Annotated in this window: 23 protein-coding genes and 1 pseudogene; 10 read left to right on the top strand and 14 right to left on the bottom strand. The window is 70.9% G+C overall.

Annotated features, from left to right (window positions below; all coding sequences use genetic code 11):
* The first annotated feature begins 9 nt into the window (after positions 1-9).
* From IIE03_RS22565 to IIE03_RS22555, 3 genes are all read left to right on the top strand, one after another.
* Positions 10-480 (top strand): MTH938/NDUFAF3 family protein, encoded by a 471-nt coding sequence (locus tag IIE03_RS22565; RefSeq protein ID WP_225998207.1) that lies wholly within the window; start codon positions 10-12, stop codon positions 478-480.
* A gap of 21 nt (positions 481-501) precedes the next feature.
* Positions 502-1680, top strand: a complete 1179-nt coding sequence (locus tag IIE03_RS22560) for a histidine phosphatase family protein (RefSeq protein WP_192865005.1) — start codon at positions 502-504, stop codon at positions 1678-1680.
* A gap of 206 nt (positions 1681-1886) precedes the next feature.
* Entirely contained in the window at positions 1887-2282 is a 396-nt protein-coding gene (locus IIE03_RS22555) for a VOC family protein (protein WP_192865004.1), read from the top strand.
* 277 nt (positions 2283-2559) lie between these two features.
* On the opposite strand, the gene IIE03_RS22550 is transcribed toward IIE03_RS22555, so the two are convergent.
* From IIE03_RS22550 to istA, 3 genes and pseudogenes are all read right to left on the bottom strand, one after another.
* Positions 2560-2772 (bottom strand): hypothetical protein, encoded by a 213-nt coding sequence (locus IIE03_RS22550; RefSeq protein WP_192865003.1) that lies wholly within the window; start codon positions 2770-2772, stop codon positions 2560-2562.
* Positions 2772-3617, bottom strand: a complete 846-nt coding sequence (istB, locus tag IIE03_RS22545) for an IS21-like element helper ATPase IstB (RefSeq protein ID WP_318843128.1) — start codon at positions 3615-3617, stop codon at positions 2772-2774. The genes IIE03_RS22550 and istB overlap by 1 nt, the downstream gene beginning before the upstream one ends.
* A 7-nt stretch (positions 3618-3624) precedes the next feature.
* A pseudogene (istA, locus tag IIE03_RS22540) lies at positions 3625-5303 on the bottom strand (IS21 family transposase).
* A 343-nt stretch (positions 5304-5646) separates the two neighbouring features.
* On the opposite strand from istA, the gene IIE03_RS22535 reads away from it, so the two are divergent.
* Together IIE03_RS22535 and IIE03_RS22530 are read left to right on the top strand one after the other, a co-directional pair.
* Entirely contained in the window at positions 5647-5988 is a 342-nt protein-coding gene (locus IIE03_RS22535) for a hypothetical protein (RefSeq protein ID WP_192865001.1), read from the top strand.
* Positions 5985-6290 carry a CPCC family cysteine-rich protein gene (locus IIE03_RS22530; RefSeq protein ID WP_192865000.1) on the top strand — a complete coding sequence of 102 codons (306 nt, stop codon included), beginning with the start codon at positions 5985-5987 and terminating at the stop codon, positions 6288-6290. The genes IIE03_RS22535 and IIE03_RS22530 overlap by 4 nt, the downstream gene beginning before the upstream one ends.
* 117 nt (positions 6291-6407) lie before the next feature.
* Here IIE03_RS22530 and IIE03_RS22525 read toward each other — a convergent pair whose 3' ends face one another.
* Positions 6408-7670: a plasmid pRiA4b ORF-3 family protein gene (locus IIE03_RS22525; RefSeq protein WP_318843127.1), complete on the bottom strand. Its 1263-nt coding sequence runs from the start codon at positions 7668-7670 to the stop codon at positions 6408-6410.
* Positions 7671-8236: 566 nt separating this feature from the next.
* On the opposite strand from IIE03_RS22525, the gene IIE03_RS22520 reads away from it, so the two are divergent.
* Complete coding sequence (locus tag IIE03_RS22520) at positions 8237-9085, top strand: hypothetical protein (protein WP_192864998.1); 849 nt, start codon at positions 8237-8239, stop codon at positions 9083-9085.
* A 118-nt stretch (positions 9086-9203) separates the two neighbouring features.
* Here IIE03_RS22520 and IIE03_RS22515 read toward each other — a convergent pair whose 3' ends face one another.
* Positions 9204-9629 (bottom strand): hypothetical protein, encoded by a 426-nt coding sequence (locus IIE03_RS22515; RefSeq protein WP_192864997.1) that lies wholly within the window; start codon positions 9627-9629, stop codon positions 9204-9206.
* A 232-nt stretch (positions 9630-9861) separates the two neighbouring features.
* On the opposite strand from IIE03_RS22515, the gene IIE03_RS22510 reads away from it, so the two are divergent.
* Positions 9862-10146, top strand: coding sequence for a hypothetical protein (locus IIE03_RS22510; protein ID WP_192864996.1), 285 nt, complete (start codon positions 9862-9864; stop codon positions 10144-10146).
* Positions 10147-10696: 550 nt separating this feature from the next.
* A complete protein-coding gene (locus tag IIE03_RS22505; protein WP_192864995.1) occupies positions 10697-14245 on the top strand; it encodes a S8 family serine peptidase in 3549 nt (1182 codons plus the stop codon).
* A gap of 69 nt (positions 14246-14314) precedes the next feature.
* Here the strand turns inward: IIE03_RS22505 and IIE03_RS22500 are convergent, their stop codons facing one another.
* Genes IIE03_RS22500 through IIE03_RS22475 form a run of 6 tightly spaced genes read right to left on the bottom strand, consistent with a single transcriptional unit; the run spans position 14315 to position 18699 of the window.
* Positions 14315-14629: a CHY zinc finger protein gene (locus IIE03_RS22500; protein ID WP_192864994.1), complete on the bottom strand. Its 315-nt coding sequence runs from the start codon at positions 14627-14629 to the stop codon at positions 14315-14317.
* Entirely contained in the window at positions 14626-15228 is a 603-nt protein-coding gene (locus IIE03_RS22495) for an energy-coupling factor transporter transmembrane component T family protein (protein ID WP_192864993.1), read from the bottom strand. The genes IIE03_RS22500 and IIE03_RS22495 overlap by 4 nt, the downstream gene beginning before the upstream one ends.
* On the bottom strand, positions 15200-15907 hold the full coding sequence (locus IIE03_RS22490) for an energy-coupling factor ABC transporter ATP-binding protein (protein ID WP_192864992.1): 708 nt from the start codon (positions 15905-15907) through the stop codon (positions 15200-15202). The genes IIE03_RS22495 and IIE03_RS22490 overlap by 29 nt, the downstream gene beginning before the upstream one ends.
* The gene (locus tag IIE03_RS22485) at positions 15904-17031 is read right to left on the bottom strand and encodes a thiolase family protein (RefSeq protein ID WP_192864991.1); all 1128 of its coding nucleotides are present in this window, start codon (positions 17029-17031) and stop codon (positions 15904-15906) included. The genes IIE03_RS22490 and IIE03_RS22485 overlap by 4 nt, the downstream gene beginning before the upstream one ends.
* Positions 17021-18124 (bottom strand): AMP-binding protein, encoded by a 1104-nt coding sequence (locus tag IIE03_RS22480; protein ID WP_225998147.1) that lies wholly within the window; start codon positions 18122-18124, stop codon positions 17021-17023. The genes IIE03_RS22485 and IIE03_RS22480 overlap by 11 nt, the downstream gene beginning before the upstream one ends.
* Positions 18121-18699, bottom strand: coding sequence for a biotin transporter BioY (locus IIE03_RS22475; protein ID WP_192865083.1), 579 nt, complete (start codon positions 18697-18699; stop codon positions 18121-18123). Before IIE03_RS22475 ends, IIE03_RS22480 begins: the two co-directional genes overlap by 4 nt.
* Before the next feature lie 123 nt (positions 18700-18822).
* On the opposite strand from IIE03_RS22475, the gene IIE03_RS22470 reads away from it, so the two are divergent.
* A complete protein-coding gene (locus IIE03_RS22470; RefSeq protein WP_192864990.1) occupies positions 18823-19482 on the top strand; it encodes a TetR family transcriptional regulator in 660 nt (219 codons plus the stop codon).
* Positions 19483-19566: 84 nt separating this feature from the next.
* On the opposite strand, the gene IIE03_RS22465 is transcribed toward IIE03_RS22470, so the two are convergent.
* Together IIE03_RS22465 and IIE03_RS22460 are read right to left on the bottom strand one after the other, a co-directional pair.
* Positions 19567-20223 carry a response regulator gene (locus IIE03_RS22465; protein WP_192864989.1) on the bottom strand — a complete coding sequence of 219 codons (657 nt, stop codon included), beginning with the start codon at positions 20221-20223 and terminating at the stop codon, positions 19567-19569.
* A complete protein-coding gene (locus IIE03_RS22460; protein ID WP_192864988.1) occupies positions 20220-21359 on the bottom strand; it encodes a sensor histidine kinase in 1140 nt (379 codons plus the stop codon). The genes IIE03_RS22465 and IIE03_RS22460 overlap by 4 nt, the downstream gene beginning before the upstream one ends.
* A gap of 161 nt (positions 21360-21520) precedes the next feature.
* On the opposite strand from IIE03_RS22460, the gene IIE03_RS22455 reads away from it, so the two are divergent.
* Complete coding sequence (locus IIE03_RS22455; protein ID WP_192864987.1) at positions 21521-21982, top strand: DUF6326 family protein; 462 nt, start codon at positions 21521-21523, stop codon at positions 21980-21982.
* Positions 21983-21993: 11 nt separating this feature from the next.
* Here the strand turns inward: IIE03_RS22455 and IIE03_RS26940 are convergent, their stop codons facing one another.
* Positions 21994-22923, bottom strand: a complete 930-nt coding sequence (locus IIE03_RS26940; protein WP_192864986.1) for a cold-shock protein — start codon at positions 22921-22923, stop codon at positions 21994-21996.

Here is a 22923-nt window from a genome sequence, read left to right as displayed (position 1 = left end):
GTGACGGACATGCTCGTGCCTTTTGAAGCCCGCTGGGATGCCGACGACGTGCTTGGTCATCGAGTTGTCATGAACGACCGCAACACGAGCGGCCAGCCTTCGCCGAAAGTCACGCACCTGGCTTGGGGAGTGGTCGATGTCCAGGGCGTAGGGCGGTTCAAGGACGTCATCCTGTATCCAGGTGGTGCCGTCGTGTGGGACTGGACAGTGACGGGCACACGACACTGCCCGGGTATCCAGCGGTCCGACGTCGACCAGGCGGTCGCCGCGACCAGTTCCGAATCGGGTCTCGCCCGCATCGAGGTGCTCGTTCTGTCCCGAGGCATGGAGTCACGCCTGGGAGTCGGCGTGGACTCCGTCCGCTATGCGGAGTCGCTCGGCATGGAGGTGCACGTGGCGCCCACCGAGGATGCCGTCGCCCTCTACAACGAGCTTGCCGCGACCTGCATGGTCGCCGCGCTGGTTCATTCGACCTGCTGAGGGCGTTCTAGGCTGGCGCCGGTGGTTCTTTACCTGGTCCGTCACGGGCGGCCGCTCCTTGACCCGGCGGTTCCGGCCTCGACGTGGCTCCTGGATCCCGACCACGAGCGCGAGGTGATGGATCTCGCGGCGCGGGCGCCGTGGCCGCAGGACGCGGTCTGGTTCGCCTCGCCCGAGCCGAAGGCAGCCCGTACCGCGTTCCTGCTCGCAGGTCGCGAGGTGCCGGTCGTGGCAGACCTGCGGGAACACGACCGCGGCGGGACGACCTGGCTGCCGGACTTCACCGACGTCGTCCGGCATACCTTCGCGGAACCGTATCCGGTGGCCCGGTCAGGGTGGGAGTCGATCGCGCAGACACGGTCGCGGGTGGTGGCGGCCGTGGGACGGATCATGGCGGAGCACTCGGGCAGGGATGTGGTCCTGGTCGGTCATGGGACCGCCTGGACGCTCCTGGCCGCCGAGCTCACGGGCACCGAGCCGGATCTGGAGCGGTGGCAGGCCATGACGATGCCGGACACGATCGTCGTGGAGAAGACCACACTGCTCCAACCGGATCGGGATGCTCCGGCGGAGGTGTGGCGCGAGCACCTGTGGGACCGGCTCGCCGTGGCCGCGCGCTGCCATGAGATGTGGGCTGTCGAACTCGTGGCACGGTTGCGGGAGGACCTGCTGGTGGGTGGGTTGTTCCCGGTGTTCAGCCATTCGGTCCTGCACCTGCGGACGAGGCCGATCCGGGATCCTGAGGCTCGCCTCGTCGCGATGGCCAGCTCTATGCCGGGTGGCCGGTTCGCGGCCTTGGTCCCGGCCGATGGCCAGGTGTTCGGAGCATGGGGGGAGTACTTCCCCTGGCCGCAGTACCAGGGCGTGGAGGCGACGGTCGAGGCACTGCGTGAAGGGCTGGGGACGCGTGAGACCCGCGAACCAGTTGTGAACGAGTGGACACTCCACGACAACGGCCAGCCAGTGGCCCGGTTCATCGTGACCGGGATCGCACCCTCTGGCGGCCTGTTCGGCCGGCTGGACGTCGAGGGCTCCCATCTCCTTGCGGGCGCGATCGCCGCAGCGCGTGCTGTACCGGTCGAGCGCGCAGACCTGGCTGATACCCCCGAGACGTGGACCCCGGTCGACCCCACCGCGCTCACCAGCCTGACGCTGCTGGCTATGAACGTGAGAACGAGGAGTGAATGTACGGCTGTTTGACGAGTGGTTGGGGCGGTGGACGGTGCTGGATGTACGTGAGTTTCACGAGGGGTCCGCGGGGGTCCGGGATTCCGCCGTGGTAGGCCGATGATGGTTCCGTCCCGGACGGCGTCAAGGCCCTTCGGCCCCTGCGGGCAGCCTGAGGCCAGCGCCGGGCGTAGGTGAGTCAGCAGCGATTCAGAGAAGGCCTGGCCTACGATCGGGTGATGGCTGTGCACTGGACCATTGGGGCGGATGCTGGCGACCCACAACGGCTTGCTGAGTTCTGGGCGCTGGCGCTGGGGTATGTCCCAGAGCCGGGCTACGACGATCCCGATGGCGCCTCGTTGGTCGATCCGGATGGAGTCGGCCCGGCGATCGGCTTCTTGCGAGTTCCGGAGCCGAAGACGTCCAAGAACCGCTTTCACATCGACATCCGTGTTGCCGGCGAACCGCCGTGGGACTGGCTTCAGCGGGCCGACCTGATCCGTGCGAAGGTCGCCGAGCTCGAGGGCGCGGGGGCGACCACGGTGCGCGAGGAGGATTACACCGACGAACGGGGTTCAGTTCTGGGCCACGTCGTCATGCTCGACCCCGAGGGCAACGAGTTCTGCGTCGCTTGAGTAGGTACCCCTTGCTACGGAGGTCAGAACGGGGAACGTTTGGAGCCCTGTTTGAGGAGCGGTGAGCAGGTCCTGGCGGCCGATCGTGGAGCTGAGTTCCAGGAGCGGTCTTGGGGTCCGGGATTCCGCCGTGGTGGGTCGATGACGGTTCCGTCCCGGACGGCGTCAAGGCCCTTAGGCCCCTGCGGGTGGCCTGCGGCCAGCCTGGACTCCGTCCGTGTCGTCACGGGCTGGCAGGAAGCGGCGGAATCCCTCTTCCTGCGGCTTCCGGGAGAGGTCAGAACGGTGGGTCGTCGGGGTCGGGGTCTTCGTCGCTGACGGCGTCGGCGGGGCTGGGCTGCCAGTGCGGGTTGATCGTGCCGTCGGGCAGGAAGAAGTCCTCGGGCCAGGGCGCGAGTCGGCCGTCCTCGTCCCACCAGCCGGTGTAGTAATCGGCCGCGGCGCGCTGGTCGGCGTTCCAGCGCTCGGGCACCGGCGAGAGCGAGCCCATCAGGTGTCCGTGGCGGGCTCCTTGCCGCGCTGGTCGCGGGAGTGCGCGAGGCGGTAGGAGTCGGTGCCGGTCTCGATGATCGCGCCGTTGAACGTCAGCCGGTCCACGATCGCGGCGCAGAGCCGGGGGTCGGTGAAGGTCTTGGTCCAGCCGGCGAAGGACTCGCTGGACGCGATCGCGACCGAGGCTTTCTCCTCGAGTTCGGTCAGGACCTGGAAGAGGAGCTCGGCGCCGCGGCGGTCCAGCTCCATATAGCCGAGCTCATCAATACAGAGCAGGTCGACCCATCCGTAGCGGGCGATGGTCTTGGTCAGGGTCATCTCGTCGGCGGCCTCGGCCAGCTCGTTCGCCAGGCGCGTGGCCAGGGTGTACTTGACCCGAAACCCGTTCATCGCGGCCTCTGTCCCCAGCGCGATGAGCAAGTGGGACTTGCCGGTCCCGGAGTCCCCGATCAGGCACAGGGGTTCGCCGCGCTTGATCCAGTCGCAGGTCGCCAGCGTGTTCACCACGGCGGGGTCGACGTTCGGGTTGGCGTCGAAGTCGAACTCGCGCAGGGACTTGAGCCGGGGGAAGGCGGCGGCCTTGATCCGGCGCTCGGAGCGTCTGCGGGCGCGGTCGTCGCACTCGGCCAGCAGCAGCTCGGCCAGGAACCCGCGGTAGGTTATCTGCTCGCGGGCGGCGGCGTCGGCGTTCGCCTCGAAGTGAGTGCGGATCGTGGGCAGCCGCAGCATCCGGCAGGCCTGGTCGATCGCGGCGTCGGCGGCCTGGTCGGTCATGCCCCGCCGCCGCGGCGCCTTCTTCTCGTTCTGGGGTCCGGCCCCGGGTGGGGCCTGGGTGCTCATCATGGTCTCCTCACGTCATCGGGCGGGCCTGCTCCCGGCCAGCCTGCTGGCCGGTCTGCTGGTCGGTGGGGCTGGTGGGTCGCCGCCGGCTGGGCAGCAGGGCGTCGTACTTGGTCAGGTCCGGCAGCGGGCGGGTGTCGGCGGGCAGCTGCCCGGTGCGCAGCCGGTGGGCGGTCAGCGAGGTCACGTTCGCCACCTGCCGGCGCAGCTCGACGACGCTCGGCCCCGGTCGGGCCTGCCCGGCGGGCGACTCGTCGGCTGCCTTGCGGGCTTCCAGCGCGACGGCGTCGGCGGTCAGCGCCCCGACGCTCAGCGCCGCGGCCAGCCCCGCGACGACGTGCTCGTGGGCCATGTGCCGGTGCAGCAGCAGCACGTCGATCAGCGCCCGGGTCCCCGTCTTGTCGCCGTGCGCCTTGCGCGCCGCGTCCCACCAGGCGTCGTGCACCGGCGTGAACTTCCCGGCCGCCCGGGCCTGCGCCAGCGCCGTCGCGCCGGGCAGCGCGCCCGGCTTACGGACCAGCGCCTCGAGGTAGTGGTCCAGGTCCAGGCGCGAGTCGACCTTTCCCGAGAGGCGTTCGTGCTCGGCGATCACGGTGTGCCCGTCGTAGACGGTCAGGTCCGAGGCGCGCAGCAGGATCGAGACCTTCCGGCCGATGAACCTGGTCGGCACGGAGTACCGGTTGGTGCGCACGGTGATCTGGGAGTATCGATCCACCCGCTGGTCGAACCACCGCCCGGTCTCGAACTCGTCCTCCGGCAGCGGCGCCAGCAAGATGGCGAACAGCTCCCCGATCGTGCGGGCCTGCCCTGGATGCGGCGACGCTCGTCGTCGGCGTCCCACTGATCGATCATCTCGTTCAGCTGTCCCAGCGTGGCCACCTGCGGGACCGGGACCATGTGGTTATGGCGGAACCAGCCGATCTGCCCCTCGACCCCGCCCTTCTCGTGCGCGCCCTTGATCCCGGGCTGGCAGCAGAACGCGTCCAGACCATAGGCGGACCGGAAGGCTGTCCACCGATCGGTCTCCTTGCGCGCCCGGGAGAACCCCAGCACCTGCGCGACCGCGGCCTTGAGGTTGTCGTAGCGGACCTTGCCGGTCGGCAACCCGCCCAGCACCCTGAAGGCATGGACGTGCCCCTCCAGGAACGCCTCCGAGCCCGCCGAGGCGAACACGCGGTGGACCGCCTTGCCGGAGAACGACAGGCGGAAGGAGAAGATCGAGCAGATCACGGGCTTGCCGGCCAGCTCGATCGTGACGTCGCCGAAGTCGACCTCCGCCTCCACACCCGGCAGGTGGGTCTGCGGGATGAACGACTCGGGCGGGTCCAGGCCGGCCTCGACCCTGATCTCGCCACGCCGATGGGCCACGTACTCCCGAACGATCCGGTAGGTCACGTCCGCGTCGTGCTCGTCCCGCAGCCGGTCGAAGACCCGCCGGGCGGTATGCCGCTGCTTACGCGGTGCCTGCAGGTCCGCCCGCAACCACTCATCGACCAGGTTCTTGAACGGGTCCAGCCGCGACTCACGAGGCCGGGGCTTCTTCCGCTGCGCGGGCCAGGCCGAGTCCAGCGCGGCCTGCACCGTCTCGAACGCCACGTGATACTTGCGCTGCAAAGAGCTCTTCGACTCCCCGGCGCGATACTCACGCCGGATCGCCGCATACAGCTCCACCCGAGAACGCGTGGCCATGGCTCATTCCGCCGTTCGCCGACACACGCCCCCGCGTCACCCATCGTGCACCCGCAGGCGACCCCTCGCGACTCTCGCGTACATCTCCTTCGCCGAACCACGACCCCTCGCCAGACCGGCGTACATTCACTCGCCAATCAGACGTTTATAGCCACGCTGCGCACCCACACCGGCCGGACGATCCATGAGTTCACCCTGCGAGTCCGTGATGACCACACCTGGCTCGTACCCGACATGAGTTCGGTCGCCTCAGCCGCCACCTGACCCGCGGTGTAGCCCAGCAGGGTGTCGATCGCCCGGATTGGCCGTGACGAACGGGGAGGCGCACTGTCAGGATGCGCGCATGGAGACGGTGACGTTGTGGCGGCCGACCGGGCCGAAGGAGCTGGCGCTGGTGGAGGCGTCAGGGTGGCGGGCGTGGCCGCCCCGGCTGGCGGACCAGCCGATCTTCTATCCGGTGCTGAACGAGGACTACGCCACCCGGATCGCCCGGGACTGGAACGTGAAGCACTCCGGCGCGGGCTTTGTGACGCGGTTCGACGTCGCCAAGAGCTTCCTGGACGGGTATGCGGTCCAGCAGGTGGGTGGCGCGACGATCCTGGAGTACTGGATCCCGGCCGAGGACTTGGAGGAGCTGAACGCGAACATCGTCGGGTTGATCGAGGTCACCGCGGAGTACCGGTGAGCGACCGGTTCCCGCGCCCGTGCTGCGGGCACTTGGTGTTTGACGAGCCACCCGGCTCGTACGAGATCTGCGGGAGCTGCTTCTGGGAAGACGACGCGATCCAGCTGCGCTGGCCCGACTGGGAGCAGGCAGCTCCCGCTGCCGAGGGGTTCAGTGCCGAACGCGCACAGCAGGTGCTCTCGGAGTTCATGGAGTTCCGACACGACATCGCTTCCACGAAGGATCTCAACCGCGAACGGCAGCCGAGCCCGATCACGTGGGCCGATTTCGAGGTCGTCGGAACCAAGTCGTTCGACCTGTAAGAGGCGCTCGAACGCTCCCTGACGGTGCCTCCGGTTGAGGAGTGGGCTGCGCGGATTGTCGAGCTCGAACTATGGGGCCGAAGCTGGAACAGCTTCGGGTGAGGCGCCAAGGAGCCCTCACCTGGTGTGCTGCAGGAGCGCCGCGTGCGCAAGCGTAGCTGCGACGGGGCTGATCCGTTCCCGTTCTCGCCGCCCGGCCGGTGGCTGATCGACGTTGGCCAGGACCGTGATGGCGGTGTTGTCGTAGTGGCGGAACTGGTACCCGCGCAGCGGGCTGCCGTCGGAGTGCTCGTAGCCCATGTAGGCCAGATCGGCCGCGATCCGGTCCAGCGGCAGGTCCGAGCCGGGCGAGATCGCGGCGTGGGCAAGCACGAGCAGATTCGCCTCCACAGCGAACACGCCCGCGCCGGTCCCGGGCGCGAGTCGGGCTGCGAGGTGGTCGAATAGGGCGGCGGGCTTGCCGCGGACGGCGGCCCCGGCCTTGGTGAGGCGCAGCGCGCCCTTGTACTTGCGCAGTAGCCTGAGCTGCCGGATCAGGCTCTCGCGGAAGGCCATCACGGGGTGGGTGAGGTCCTCACGGTTGGCCTTGCCGATCCATCCGGCCATCTGCGGTATCTGCCGGGCGGCCTGCTTGACGACGGCGGGGCGCATCCACCCCGCGGCAGTCAGGGGAATGCCGTCTTCGGCCGCGGCGTCCAGGAACCACAGGTACGCGCCGAGCGACCGGGCCAGTTTTTCGTCGTCGGGCACGACGAGTTCGGGGAGCGAGGCGAGTCGTTCACCCAGGCCGGCGTCGTCGTCCCGGAAGGACAGGGTGTTCGCGAGTTTGAGCAGCCGGGGATGGAACCCGCGTGCGGTGAGCGTGAACCACGGCCTGCCCAGGGCCTCGTTGACCTCCGCGGCCTCGAAGTGCTCCGGATCGTCGACGACGGCGGCGAGTCCGCCGTGCAGGTACTCGCCGCGTGAGTCGTCCGGCGGGGCGGCCATCCGCCCGCCCCTGCAGGCCGCGGCGGGGGAGTCGGGGCGGTGGTCGAGCACCTTCTCCAGGCGCAGGGTCACCGCCCAGTTGTCGCCGTAGTCGTACACGTAGGAGAGCCGGTCCGCGGCCTCCGTGAGCACCTCGTCCAGGCGTACCTCCTGTTCCGGGGTGCCGTCCTCGTCGTTGTCGGGGTCGGCGACGTCGTACGGGCACAGGAACAGCTCCGCGTCCCGGTCCCACGCCCCGCCGCCGAGAGCGAACCGGTGCAGGTGGGAGTCGGTCCACCCGAACGCGTCCTGCAGCACCTGGTGCACCACCTCCAGGGTCAGGTCCGAACGCAGCTCCAGGCGCCGCCAGATCGGAGGCTTCGTGTCCTGCAGGTCGGCACGGACCTGGTACACGACCACGTCCTCGCGCGGCGGCCTGCGCAGCGACGCCCGCGGCGCAAGGCCTGCCCAGAGCCGCCCGCGAGGTCGAGCAGGTCCCCGGACAGCAGATCGTGTGTCAGTCCCCGCAACTCGTCCAGCCCCATGCCCTTGATCGCCGCCTCGAACTCCCGCAAGAGCTCGTCCCTGTCCTTGCCCGCCACACAGGAAACGGTACCCAGCAACCATGGCCGGCGCCGTACTCTTGAAGTGCGCGGCGATCGCCGAGCGCACCGGCGAGCAGCCCACAGGCGCCTCGCCACGTCACCGGCCCGGCCGGCGACTTCGAGATAGCGGCCGGTCCCAAGTCCCACTGAAGTCCCAACGCCCCACGCGGCGGAACGACTCGGCAGGTCAGGACCGGTTCGCACAGCTCAACGTGTGAGTGTGACCCGGGTTCCAGCCTGGTCCCTTGACCTTGCTGGACGCGGGGTGGCCTGCAGTAACACCTTGGTGCCTGCGAGACGACGACCGAGTTCGACCGGGTGGAGCGCTGGTGTCTGGCGGGGAGAACAGGGGCTGCTACGCGGTACCGTGCGGCGATGACTGTTGCGCCTCGTCGCATCCCCACCGAGCCGGAGCTCGGGCCGTTGATGCGCTGTTATGGATACAGGTTCACGCGTACCGGTACGGTCGTGGGCGCCTCCCGGTCACAGGATCCGGAGGACGTTGCTGAGGCGGAGCGTCTGGGCTGGCCTGTCGGGGCGGTGGAGCGGTGGACCCCGTTGGATGTCCTGGACCGTTGTGTCGCTGCGGCGGATGCGCTCGATGAGAACGCCGTGCTGGCGGCGTTCGTGGCGGGGTTGGGTAGCGCGCCTCGTGGGCGCCAGACCGTCATCTCTTACGCGTGGGCGCGGCACCTCAGGACCGCGGTCAGGGAACCCGACGGACTGCCGGACTGCGGTCTGGCCACCACGGACGGTGGTGTCCATGAGGTCGATGTCACCGAGGCTCTGTTGCGGCTTGCGCTGGGTTGGGCGTGGAACGAGCTGCCTCAGCAGTATCTGCCGGACCTGGAGGCTGCGGCCGGGCAAGGGCTGCCGCATCCTGTGGGCGATGACAGGGAACGCTTGGCCGCGCTGCTGGACATCATCGCCGCTCAGCCTGCGGGAACACGTCCCAGTGAGCTGGAGAAGGTGATCGCGCGCGCGAAGATCGTTCCCGGCACGGACAAGTATCAGCGGTACGGCATTCTCATCGGACTGGCCGAGCTGGGAGTGCTGCCCAGCACCGTTCTGGACCCGATGTGGGACCGGTTCATCCCTGCCAGGGAACGCTGGGCTGCCGGTCGCCGGGTTCCGGGCAGCCCACGGTCGGACATCACTGTTCCCCTCGCGGGCTGGCGCGGTGGCATCGAGGAACGTCGTGCGCGGCGACTACGAGAGATCTGAACGGCGGCCCGGGACGAGCCTGCGGGCTGTGGTGCCCCTGGTGTTCGCGGGCGGGCAAGCTGCGGCTGGTTCGGAGTCACTCTCGCCATGCGCGTGCGGTCCACGGGACCGACGTCACTCATTCTCTTGCGGGCCCGAGGTCGTAGACGCGGCATGGCTGTTCCAGGCAGTCGGCCAGCATTTTCATGGAGATCCCCAGGCCGAACGGGATCCAGATATCGGCGCCGAGGTCGTACACGGGCGCCTCCCGCGACAGCTCGGCGCACGTCGTCGCGTCGAAGGGAGCCTGCCCGGAGGACTCCACGAGGACCAGACCGCCGACCGGGGCGGTCACGACGAGTCGGCGAACCTCGGCGTCCAGAACATCGGCCAGAGTAGGTCCGCTGGGGGAGGGGCCGGGTGCGACGGGGACCTGGGTCGATTCCTGCCAGGTGTAGGTTTCGCTGACCATCCGCGCCCGTAACCGTTGGACCAGGTCTTCTGCTTGAGAAGGGCGTAGTGCCAGTCGCCGGCCCGCGCTGAACGTCTGGATGACGGGGTCCATGACTTTGAGCCTACGATCCCGCCCGGAGCCCGGGACCGCTCCAGCCCAGAGCCCAGGGCGAAAGGCTTCGTGGCGTGTCGAGCGTGACGCCTGCGATACCACAGCGGGGCATGGGCTGGACGGGGAAACCTGCGGCACACTCGATGCAATGGCATCGACAGCGGGCCCGGTGCGGATGGGCCCGACCTCGGGCGCGGGGCCATCGGTGCCACGAAGGATGGAATCGAGGCTGATGAATACCTACGACGTCTCCCCTACCGCGAGGCTCACCAGGCCGGGCGCAGCCGACCAGGGAGCACAGTTCGCGCTCCTGCATGCCACGCTCGCCGACGTGCTCGGGCTGGCGCACATGCCCGCTCACCTCGACCCGCGCGTGCGCCAGGCCATCGATGATGCGGCCGCCGCCGGGATCGCCGGGCAGATCGCCGCCTGGATCGAAGACGCACTGGACGTGGGGCTGACCCGCGGACGCCAGGTCGAGCGCAACACCCGCACCGGGACGAACGACCCACGATGAGCGGCCCCCGTTGTCTCACGCCCCGGCGAGCCCTCAGATCGCCAACGAGCTGGGCCCAGGCGGGCAGCCGCTCGGGGCGGAGCCCGAAGCCGTGGTTCGCGTCGGTCTCGCGCTCATGTCACTCGGCACAGATCTCACTCGGCACAGATCGCGTGTGACCCTACACAGGTTTGCGTGGCCAGCCACCGGCGCGAACCCGCAAGGCCTCATGGACCCGGTCGTGCGGGTGTCGGGCCCGGCCTCGGCATCAACCAGCTTCCCGCCGAACTGGTGGCCGTCGCGAGCGGCGCGTCCTACTTCGTCTGGCTGCTCGGGCACCTGCGGGCGCGGGGTCGATAGACGGTGGGCTGGGGCTCGGGGCGCGGACGCGCACACGCAGACATAACGGATGTGTATCGGTTCAGTGCCCACCTCTTGAGTGCTGAAACGTCCGAGATGGAAGGTGAGCCAACGACGGGAATCGGCGAAGAAGGCGATTCTTGAGCAGTTCCTGGTCGGGGACCGCAATGACGCGGACGGACGCAGGACGCAAGGGGGGAACAAGATGACCATGCGTAGAACTTTTCTGGTGGGTGCATCGATCGCGGCGGTGGTGCTGTTCGGTGCCGCGCTGCCCGGTGCGGCGGCGGATTCTTCCGCGGAGGTGAGGATCGAGTCGGTCGGCGGGCAGACCGTGACCGACGGCCGGGTCAGCGACCGGGTGGCAGGCGAGGTGCCGGTCACCGGAACGGCGAGCACCGGGGGACCGGCAGATTCGGCAGCTCCTTTGGTGGCGGACGCCGGTGACAGCGGATTCGTCCCTGTTGGTGGTTCGGCCACCCTGCTCGGTGCCGCCTTCGGTGGCGCGGCTCCGTACGAGTTCTCGTGGTCGGCCGCGGACGGAACGCTGACCCGGGCGGATTCCGCGACCCCGACCTTCGACAGCACCGGACTCGAGCCCGGCACGTACGGCGTGTCACTTGAGGTCACCGACCGGTCGGGGGCGACGAGTACCGGCGTCGTCAAGGTGGTCGTCGACGAAGGTGTCGAGGCCCGCCTGCTGGACGAGACGGCCGCCGACACGACACCGGGCGCGACGGGCGTCGCCCCGCTGGAGTACAGGTTCGACGTCGTCCCGGGAACCGCGCGCATCGACGCGAGCCTGACGTGGACCAACGAGCTCAACGACTACGACCTGTACCTCATCGACCCCAGCGGCGAGGAGGCGGCCCGGTCGGCGGCCGGGACCCCGCAGACCTCCGAGGCGACGGGTGTGGACGGGCCGGCCGCGGGTGAGTGGACGCTGCGCGTCGACCGCTGGCTGACGGCCACCGACACGGTCACGTCCGTCGTGACCGGTGTCCAGCAGACCGACCCGCGGCCCGTCGTGGCGGCGGGCGGCCCCTACGCCTTCGCGCTCGGCGCGGACCAGGTGCTCGCCGGAACGGTGACCGGCGGGACCGGTCCCGTGACCGTCGGATGGGACCTCGATGGCGACGGGATCTTCGACGACGCCGAAGGACCGGCCCCGACGGTGAACCTGCCCGAAGGGCGGTACCTGGCAACGCTCAAGGCCACCGACTCCGCCGGACTGGAACGGCGGCAGACCACGAGCATCCTGGTCGCCGCACCCGAGGTGATCGCCACGCAGACGGTTCCCGTCACGGTGATCGGCATCGCCGACACGGGGATCAACCCGTACCACGAAGAGTTCTCCGCCGGCGCGTACCCGGACCCTGCCGTCCTGGCACTGACAGACAACTTCACCCGCCATCCCTCGGAGTACATCCCGGGCTATCCGCAGGACACCGCGGCGCTCCCAGTCACGCTGGGCCAGGGATACCTGCCGAGTGCCGACGAGTCGTTGTGGGCGGGCAACGAGACCATCGACCCGGCGACCCTCTACTGGATTCCCGGCACGAAGATCGTCGGCGCCATCGACGCCGGCGGTTCCACCGGAGCCACGTCCGCCGACGACCCGCACCCGATCCTGGACGACAACGGCCATGGCTCGGGATCGGCGTCGGTGTCGGCGGGTAACCGGTACGGCTATTGCCCGACCTGCCTGCTGGTGGTCGTCGAAGGCCTGGACGAGACCGTGGCCACCGGCTACCCGTGGGTGGACATCACGTCGCACTCGTTCGGCTATGTCGGCGGTGCCCCGGTCGGTCCCGTCGTCAGCGGCGAAGAGGTGACCAAGGAGGCGGTCGAGCGGGGGCAGACCGTGCTGTTCGCCGCCGGGAACGGCGTGGGCAACGCCTTCGACGTGCCGGTCAGCACCTGGCACTCGGATCAGACAGGTCCGGACTGGAACATCACCGTCGGCGCCATCCGGCGGGACAACCAGCGTGCCGTCGTCGGCGACGGCATCCCGGTGCACGTCTCGGCCTGGGGCGACGGCAACCTGCCCTCGGCGTGCCGCACCGGAACGGTTGGCCAGTGCGCTTTCGGCGGCACCTCCGCGGCCACGCCGTACACCGCCGGCGTCTTCGGTACTGTACTGACGCAGGCCAGAGCGGCCGTCGGCGACGGCGCGGCCGGACAGAGGTCCGGCCAGGTGGTCGCCTCGGGCATCGCCCTCGACGACAGTGTCTACCTGGCCGACGGCGAACTGACCCGAGCGGAGTTGCGCGAGGCCGTCCTGAAGACCGCGGTCCCGCTGAACCAGGAGAACAGCACCTCGCCGTATCCCTATCCGCTGACCGCGCCCTACGCCGGCGAGTCGAACGTGCTCTTCGAGGGCTACGGTGCGGCGACGCCGAACTCCGCGAAGCGAGCCGTGGACGTCCTGCTGGGTGCGGCGCTACTGCCGGAACGGCCGTTCGAGGACGAGTTCTTCGCCCTGGACCGCATCGTGCGGGACAGCCTGTGGGGCGGCTACGACCGCGACGGCGACGGCACGCCCGAGAACGAGAGCGGCAACATCGACCTCGACCTCACGGCGTTCGACCTGACCACCGTCTCCGGAACCCTGGACGTCCTGCGCACGGTGGCCGAGACCGGCGAGCCGGAGAGCGAGCAACTCGGGGCGCCTGGCGCTGACCGGGTCACCCGGTATCTGCATCGCAGGGTCTCGGCCGAGCCCGGCGTCACCGGCTGCGGCGCGTCGATCAACGAGACCTACCTGGACGGCGAGGACAGCGGCGGCGATCTGGAGCCGTGCTTCGAGTCCCGCGTCACGAGCGTGGCCGCGGCGTACCGGCCGCTGGGCATCTTCCCCTCCGAGGCCCCGCTCGAGGTGCCGCTGCCCGCGGGGTCGGTGGTGGACGTCGAACTGTACGTCGCGGGGGAGACGCCCATGATCGTTCGCCCCACCGGCGTGCTCATGGCGACCGACCGTGAGCTGGGCCGAGGCGAGGGCCAGCTCCTACCGGTCCAGGGAAGCGGACCCGGCGGCGCCGCCTGTGCGGTGCTGGGCGAGTCGTGCTGGACGAAGTACGAGTTCTCGTTCGAGACGTCCCGTCCGGCATTCTCCGGCGAGCAGATCACCTTCCAGGTGCAGCTTCTCGGGGCACGGTCGTGGGCATTCGGGTACGAGGGCGCGCACGCGTCGATGATCACCATCGCGCCCGCCGACCTTCCGCCCACCGGGTTCGAGTTCGGCGCGAGCATCACCTCCCCGGCCGACGGCTCGCAGGTTGCTGAGTCCGAGCCCGTCACCGCGGGCGGCTCGTACGCGTTCCCCGACCCCGGCGCGTCGTCGGAAGCCGGAGACCACCCCGTCACGCGACGGGTCCTCGTGTCGGTGGACGACGACGCCTTCGCGGACCCGCTGACCGCGGTGCTCGACGAGGACACCGGCACGTGGAGTGTCGACGTCGGCCAACTGCCCATCGGCGAACACGTCCTCTACGCCCGGGCGCAGGTCGACCAGACGGCGTCGGAGGTCTCGGCCAGCCGGTTCACCGTCGAGCCCGACGCCGAGGTGCAATGGCAGATCGTCAACCGCAACGCCCCCGCCGACGAGAACGCCTGGCAGCCCGCCACCGGCTTCGCGGACTGGTCCTTCCACTTCGACACGGCCGACTACGACGCCCCCGGCCCGAAGACCATCGTGGTCCGGCAGGTCGACCGCCACGAGGAGATCGCCCGGGACACCGCGCGGGTCCGGTTCGAGTAGCTGCCGGCCGAGGGGAGGGCGGCGACGAGCGTGCCGAGGTGCTCCGCGACAAGGGCCGGCGGCCTCCCCTCACCCGAAGTACAGCGGGTGGTGCAGCGCGCAGCGCGGGTTGAAGCCGGCGTCGCACCGGGGGCATGCGCTTGCCGCGATGTAGTCCGCGATCGTCAGTTCGCTCCAGCACTGTCCGCACAGGACGGCGCGTACGTCGCCGGACCCTGCGGGCCAGGGGCGTGCGGGGTGCGCGGCGGTCTGTTCGTGGCAGAGGTGGCACGGGTAGTAGCGGCCGCAGCAGGCGAAGCGGATCGCGATGATGTCGAGCGCCGTCCGGTAGTGGATGCAGCGGGTGTGCTCGTCGACGGTCGGGCCGTGTACGCGCGGCGTCATCGCACGCCCCGCGCCGTGAGCGCCTCGCCGAGCTCGTCGGCGTGCTTCAGCGCGACGACGAGGAACGGCACGACGAACAGCCGCAGGCGGGGACGGGCCCCGCGGGCGCGCTGCGCCTCCCGGACGTGGCCGGCGGCACGGGCGAGGACCGGCAGTGTGGTCAGCGTGACGGTCAGCAGCAGCCCGGCTCGGCGTGGATCCACGCCGAGCCGGGCGAGGGGGGCCAGTCCGCGTTCGATCGCGTCGAGCAACTCGGTGACCTGGGTGGTGAGCGCGAGCAGCGTGGCGACGGCGATGATCGCGACCACGCGGGCGGTGTTCACGACGGCGGGCTGTGGCCCCAGGAACAGCAGCTGGCCGGCGAGGGTGACGAGGATGATCCAGCGCGCCGCCCAGGCCTGTGCCAGGAGCCGTGTCACGCCGATTCCCGGGACCGCGTAGCAGCCCAGGCAGACGGCGGCCGGGATCAGGGCACCCCACCAGGCCCAGCTGACCGGTACCAGCGAGATCCCGAGCACGAGGGCCGCCAGCAGGGCCGCCTTCCGACCCGTGGGCAGCCGGTGCCAGAGGCTATCCCCGGGGCGGTAGAGGGTGATCATCGAGGCTCTTCTCGTGGGCGGCAATGACGAGGCCCGGGTCTCCCGCGAGGACGACGCGGCCTCCGGCGACGAGCACGGCGCATTCGCAGCGCCGCGCGAGGGAGAGGTCGTGGGTGACCAGGAGCAGGCGGTGGGGGCCGCCGTCGAAGAGATGGGCGGTGATGCGGCGGGCGTTCCGGGCGTCCAGGAAGGCGGTGGGCTCGTCGGCGATGACGAGCTCCGGCTCCCGGACGAGCGCGCCGCAGAGCGCGAGGAGTTGCTTCTGCCCTCCGGACAGGTCGTGCGAGCTGCGGGCGGCGAGTTCGGTGAGCCCGAAGCGGTCGAGCGCTGCCGCGACCCGCTCGGAGCGCTCCCGGCGGCTCATCCCGCGGTCGCGCAGCGAGAACGCCACGTCCTCCGCGACGGTCGGCATGATGATCTGGGCGTCGGGGTTGCTGAACACGAACGCGACGCGGCGACGGAGTTCGGCCGCCTGACGGACCGGATCGAGCCCGAGCACCCGGACCTCGCCGGCCCTGGCCGGGACAAGCCCGCCGACGACGCGCGCGAGCGTCGACTTCCCGGATCCGTTGTCGCCGATGACCGCGATGGTCCGTCCGTCCAGCGCCACGGAGGCCTCCCGCAGCGCGTCCACCTCGCCCAGCCGCACGCTCACGTTCTTCAGTTCGATGGTGTTCATCGGACCACCTCCACGACGACGGCCACGCCCATGCCGCCCCCGACGGAGGCCGCGGCCACGCCGAGGGTCCCCGGGGGTGCACCGTCGTGGATCAAGCGGCTGAAGAGCCGGACCACGCTCACCGCGCCGCTGGCGCCCCAGGGGTGGCCGAGGGCGAGCGAGCCGCCGTCGGCGCAGACGCGCGGGTCGTCGTCGGCGATGCCAAGCAGGTCGAGCACCGCGAGCGATTGCGCCGCGAACGCCTCGACGATCTCGAACGCGGCGATCTGCGGCACGGTCGCCTCCGCGTTCTCGAGCGCCGCGAGCGTGGCCGGCGCCGCGCCGATGCCGGGCAGCCGGGGGTCGCAGCCGACGATCGCGGACCCCCGCAGGAGGAGCCCGGCCGTGCCGCCCGAGCCCTGTCGGGGTACGACGACGACGGCCGCGGCGCCGTCGCTGATCCGCGTCGCCGTTCCGGCCGTCACGGTGCCGCCCGGCACGAGAGGCGCGAGGCGGGGAAGCAGGGCCTCCGCGTGGCCGACGATCTCGTCGGCCACCCGCCCCGCCACGCGGACGATCTCGCCGGTGAGGCGTCCCGCGTCCCGCGCGGCGCGTGCCCGCTGGTGGCTGCGGAGCGCGTGGGCCTCCTGTCGGTCACGGCCGATCCCGCGGGCGCGGGCGAGATCGTCGGCGGCCTGGAGCATGTCCGGATCGGGCCAGCCTGCCGGCACGAAGGGCGCGCGGCTGTACGGCACGCCGTCCAGCGAGCGGACGGGGGCGGTGGAGGCGCTCTCCACGCCGCCGGCCACGCGCGGGCGGGCATCCCCGGACCGGATGGCGGCGCAGGCGTCGATGACGGCCGCGAGGCCACTGCCGCACTGGCGGTCCACGGTCGCACCGGGCATCTCGACGCCGAGCCCGGCGGCCAGGGCGGACACGCGGGCGGGGTTCCCGCCGGGCCCCATGCAGTTGCCGAGTACGACGTCGGCGGGTCGGATGTCGCACCCCGCAGCGGTGGCGGCGTCCTCGAGCGCGGCCCTGATCGCGGGTGCGGCGAGATCCTCGAGCCGCAGGCCGGAGAGCCCGCGGCCGCGGGTGGCGATCGGTGTCCGGCGGGCGGCGATGATGACGGCGTCATCTGCCAAGACGGGCCACCTCCCCGGAACGTGCCCGGCGCAGTGTCTCCGCCCGCGCGGGCTTGCCGGCCGGGGTGCGGGGTATCTGCCCGGTGAACCAGACCCGGGGACGGCTCGCGGGCGCGAGGAGAGCGGCCGCGGCCCGGCGCAGCGTCGCGACGTCGACACCGGTGTCGACCGGTTCGATCAGCGCGGCGACGAGCTCGCCTACGACGCGTGCGGGAAGGCCGAACACGACGGCGTCGCCGACCTCCGGCACGGTGCGCAGGGCCACCTCGACCTCTTCGGGGATCACCGTCGCGGAGGCGGTGACGATGGCGCCGTCCGCGCGGCCGCGCAGCCGCAACGCGCCGCCCGTGATCTCGGCGAGGTCGCCGACCGTGGCCCAGTCCCCGTCGACGCGCAGCGGCCCGGGCCGCCCGAGGTAGCCCAGAGCGGTGTACGGCGAGCGCACCCACAGCTGCCCGGAGCGGATCTCGACGTGGACCCCGGGGAACGGCCTCAGGCCGCTGCCGTCGTCGAGGGCGACGAACGACAGCTCGGCGGCCCCGTAGTACGCGACGACCCGGATCCCGCGCGCCTCCGCGGCAGCGCGCAGGGCGGGGTCCAGGTGAGAACCCCCGACAAGCGCCGTACGCACGGTCGGCGGCCCGTCCGCGGCAAGCAGTTCCCGCAGCCCCTGCGGCGTCCCGTGGAAGCACGTGGCGCCGGCCGCGCTCCGGCCGAGCACGGGCCGAGGGCCGCCACCTTCGAGCGCATGGGCCAGGGAGAACAGCGTCAACGACGACGACGGCGGCGCCGGGCAGAGAACCCGGTCCTCGTCGGACGCCCCCAACAGCGCCGAGACCTCGGACCAGGACGAGCTCCAGGACTCGGCCGTCCGCAGGACCACGCGCGGCGTCCCGCTGCTTCCCGAGGTCAGGGTTGCCCACGCCGTCCCCGGGGGCACGGCCGCACCGTCGACGAGGTCGCGGACGGCGGCCCACTGGGCCTCGGGCAGGCGCTCGTCACCGACCAGCGGCACGTCGCCTGCCTCCCGGACCCGGCGGATGCGGCCCAGAAGTTCCCCGGCCGGAGCGCGCAGCGGAATGATCCGCGTCAACGGTGCGCCCCACCCGTCTCCGCGGCAGGCAAGCGTCCGGAAACCCACTCACGCCGGAACGCGCGCGGATAGGCACGGACGAGGGTGCCCACCACCAGGACGGCGACGACGGCCTTGACGAGATCCCCGGGGACGAACACCAGGCTTGCCAGCACCGTCTGGCCGAGCGGCAGGTGGGTGACCGCGCTCTGCACCGGGATGCCGAACGCATAGACCACCACGATGCCGCCCACCAGCATTCCGAGCAGCGTCCGCCACCAGACCGGCTTGCGGCCGCCCGCGTGCACGATCGCCCCGATCACGAAAGCGCCGGCGATCCAGCCGATGGCATAGCCGCCCGACGGGCCGACGAACACCGCGGCCCCTCCACGCCCGCCCGCGAGCAGGGGCAGCCCCGCGGCGACCAGACCCATGAACACCGTCATCGAGAGCGCGCCGAGCCGCGGCCCGAGGATCGCGCCCGCCAGCATCACCCCGAGCGTCTGCGCGGTGATCGGCACACCGCCGAGCACCGTGAATCCACCCGGCAGCCCCAGCGCGGCCGTGATCCCGGCGAACACGCCCACCCGTGCCATGTCCGTCGCATCCAGCCGCAGCCGATCAGCTCCACGTCGGTCACTCACAGCTACCTCCCACCTACCCGAACATCGTTCACCTGAACACCGTTCAGGTGAACGATGTTCGGGTAGGCTAGCGACATGGACGACCGGTCGGCAAACCCGCGCGCCACGCGGCCGCGCCACTCCCGCGACGACGTCGTCGACGCCGCCCTCGGTCTCCTGGACGACCAGGGCCTGCCCGGGCTGACGATGCGCCGCCTCGCCGACGTCCTGGGGGTGCAGCCCAGCGCGCTCTACTGGCACTTCGACAGCAAGCAGGCGCTCCTGGCGGCCGTGAGCGGCCGGATCCTCGCCCCGATCGCGGCAACGGGATCGAACGCACCATCGCTGCAGACCGAGGCATCCACCCTCGGCACGCAACTGCGTGACCGCCTCCTGGCCTACCGCGACGGAGCGGAACTGGTGTCCAGCTCCCTCGCGCTCGGCCTGGTCGCTCCGCCACTCCACGCCGCGCTCGCGGCGACCGCTCGCCGGCTGGGAAGACCGGAATCGCTCGCCACCACGGCAGCGGAGGCCATCACGCACTTCGTGGTCGGCTACACCTTCCACGAGCAGCAGCGCATGCAGGCCGAGACCCTGGGCGTCCTTGGCGCACCGAACACGCTCACACCGGAAGACGCGGCCGGGCCGCGCCGGCCGGCCACCGACGACTTCGGCTCGGCGCTGGGGCTCATCGTGACCGGGCTGGACACACCGCGGGAGCACAAGGCGCACGACGCGGCCACCGAGCGGTCGTGACCCAGGCACGTCGGATGGGAGGGCGGCAGCGCCGTCTGGAGCAGGCCAGATGGTCCCACGGGCCTACATTGCGATCAGTACCCGCTACTCGGCTCGTGCGCGTCTGGTGTCGTATGCCCACACCGCGATCTCGACGCGGTTGCGGGCGCCGAGCTTGGTCATCAACGACGCGACGTGGGTCTTGACCGTGCTCAGGGCGACGAAGAGTTCGGTGGCGATCTCGGCGTTGGTCCGGCCCCGTGCGACCAGCGCGAGCACCTCCTCCTCGCGCTCGGTGAGGGGGTCGGTGGGCTGGACCGGTACCACCGGCGCCTGGCCGGCGAAGGTCGCCAGCAGCCGGCGGGTCACGTCAGGGGCGATCAGCGCGTCCCCGTTGGCCGCCGCGTGGATGGCCTGCACGAGGAGCTCCGGCCCGGCGTTCTTGAGCAGGAAGCCGCGGGCGCCGGCGCGGAGGGCGCCGAGGACGTACTCATCGAGGTCGAAGGTGGTGATCACGACGACCGCCATCGGGTCCGTCACGTCCGGCCCGGCCAGGCGCCGCGTCACCTCGACGCCGTCGAGCCCGGGCATCCGGATGTCGACGAGGAGGACATCGGGACGCAGCCGGGTGGCCAGGTCGAGCGCTGCGAGCCCGTCTGCCGCCTCCCCCACGACCTCGAGGTCGGGCTGCGCGCCGAGGATCATCACCAGCCCGGTCCGGACCAGGTCCTGGTCGTCGGCCACGACGACACGGATGCTCATGCCGACGCCTCGACCGGCAGCACGGCCTCGACCACCCAGCCACCCCTGGGCCCCGGCCCCGCGGAGAGCGATCCGCCGAGGAGCTGGGCGCGTTCGGACATGCCCAGCAGGCCGAACCCAGGCTCCGGGGCCGGCCCCGGCTCGGTCTGTCCGTCGTCGCTGACACGCAGTCTGACGGCCTTGCCCTCCCGGCGTACGTCGATCCCTACGCGGGTCGCGTTCCGGGCGTGCCGTACGGCGTTGGTGAGAGCCTCCTGCGCGAGCCGGTAGAGCGCGGCGTCCACGGGTCCTGCCAGCGGGGCCAACGAACCGTCCAGCGAGACCTCGACGGCGGGCGTCGCGTCGGCACGCGCCAGGGCAGGCAGGTCCGCGACACCCGGCTGCGGTGAGTAGGCGACGGCTTCCTTCTCACGCAGCACCCGCACCATGGATCTCATCTCCGCCAGGGTTCGCGACGCCTCGGACTCGATCGTGGCCAGGACCTCGGCAGCCTTCTCCGGCTGGATGCCGGCGACCACGCCACCGGCCTGCGCCTGCACCGCGATGGCCGAGACATGATGGGCCACGGTGTCGTGCAGCTCGCGCGCCAGCGCCACCCGCTCCTGGTTGCGGATCTCGCGGTGCCGGCGATGCCAGACGTCCGCGCGGTTGCGGAACACCGCCGCGAGGGCGACGAGCGACAGCAGGAGGACGCTCCCGCCGAAGACGTCGGCCCAGCCCCCGGCGGAGGCGTACATCCCGAGAGCGACGACGACCGTCACGAACGCCGTCCCCAGGACGATCTCCCGGCCCGAGCCCCACCGCACCAGGGAGTAGGGCAGGATCAGGACAGCCATCATGGAGTAGAGGCCGACGTCCCCGGCGTGCGCAGCCAGCTGGAGGACCGAGAGCAGCCCGGCGACGCCCCACCCGACCAGGGCGGCGATCAGCGGGCGGCCACGCCGCCAGAGCAGAGCCGGCATCAGCATCAGGGCGAGCACCGTCACAAGGGGTCGCCAGGCCAAACCCGGCCGGACGATGCCCTCGACCAAGGTGGCGGCGGCAAACACGCCCACCAGCAGCCAGTCGAGACGACCGATGGGTGGGACGTCAGCAGGCCGCGACTCATGCCAGATGGAGCGCAGGACGGTGACCACGGCTCCAGCCTAGAGATCGGCGGGCCGCGGCGTACCCACCGAAAGAACGAGAGAGAGATCATGCCATCGGCCGGGCGACTCCGGCCTCCGGGCGGATCTGCCCGCCGCCGGGCTCAGCGATCGTGGACGCATCGATCCCTACCACGACAACGGAGCCCAGCATGAGAACACGTCAACCCACCACCACACCGGAAGAGCAGCCGATCTCGGTGAGAGCCAAGCTCGCCGCAACGTGGACAAGCGTCATGTTCCTGTACGTCTACGTGGACATTCTCAACTTCTTCACGCCCGGCGTGGTCGAAGAGATCCTCGACGGCAAGGTCTTCGAGTTCGACCTCTCCCAGACCTTCTCGACCACGGCGCTGACCCTCATGGCCATCCCGAGCCTCATGGTCGTGCTGTCGACGACGCTGCCCGCCCGGGCGAACCGCGTCACGAACCTCGTCGTGGCCTCGCTCTTCGTACCCGTCACGGCATTCAACGCGGTGGGCGAGTCCTGGCTGTACTTCTACGGCCTCGGCGTCGTACTGGAACTGATCCTTCTCGCCCTCATCGTGCGGTACGCCTGGACCTGGCCCCGCACCGTACCGTCGGCGACCCTGGCGACCGGACAGCAAGCGTGAACCACCACGGCTCACGCCCGTTCGACACGGTCGGCCTGCGGTCCCCGGTCACTCTGGCGCACCTTGAAGCGGACCCGATCACCCTCCTCCAGGACCTCGGCGTCCCGCACGACCGACACGTGCACGAACAGGTCCGGCCCCCCGGCATCGGGGGTGATGAAGCCGAAACCGCGTTCCGCGTCGTAGCGCGCGACGGTGCCCTCGCCTCCGCGCACAGGCCCGCCCGATGCCGCGGGACGGCTCGACCGACCGCGGTCCGTGGCCGCGCGCGCACTCCCGGAGCCCCGCACGAGCTGCACGTTGCGGGCATTCGGCCCCTTGTCGCCCTCGACGACGTCGTACGTCACGCGTGCTCCCTCGGAGAGCTCGGCCAGACCCGGGCCGAGCGCACTGACGTGGACGAAGACGTCCTCGCCACCCGAGTCGGGAGCGATGAACCCGAAGCCCTTGGCGTCGTCGTACCAGGACACCGTGCCGTCCGCGCCGTCGGAGGCCGATCGTGCGGCCTCCGCCCCGAGTGGCAGCAGGTGGTCCGCCTGGGGTCCCCTCTCCCCGTCGACGACGAGGAACGCCACCCGCTGCCCCTCCGAGATCACACCGCCGGTGACGACGGCCGAGCTGTGCACGAAGATCTCGGCGCGGCCGTCGTCGGGCATGACGAAGCCGTATCCCTTGGCCGGCTCGTACCAGATGACGGTGCCGAGCACGCCCACGGGCACGTCGGCGGCCCGGTCGCCCGTGACACGGACACGGCGCGCCTGCGGGCCACGCTCACCCTCGCCCACCTCGAACTCGACCGCCTGCCCCTCGCGGAGCAGCTTCGGTCCGTCGTCGCCGACGATCTCGGACGCATGCACGAACAGGTCCTCGCCATCGTTCCCGAGGTCGATGAAGCCGAACCCTCGGTCGGCGTCGAACCATCGGACAGTTCCCTGGGGCAC

Origin of the sequence: Myceligenerans pegani (assembly GCF_014892515.1) — a bacterium.
GTDB lineage: Bacteria > Actinomycetota > Actinomycetes > Actinomycetales > Cellulomonadaceae > Myceligenerans > Myceligenerans pegani.
Note: the sequence above shows the minus strand (reverse complement) of the source record. Positions and strands in the feature narration are given on the sequence as shown.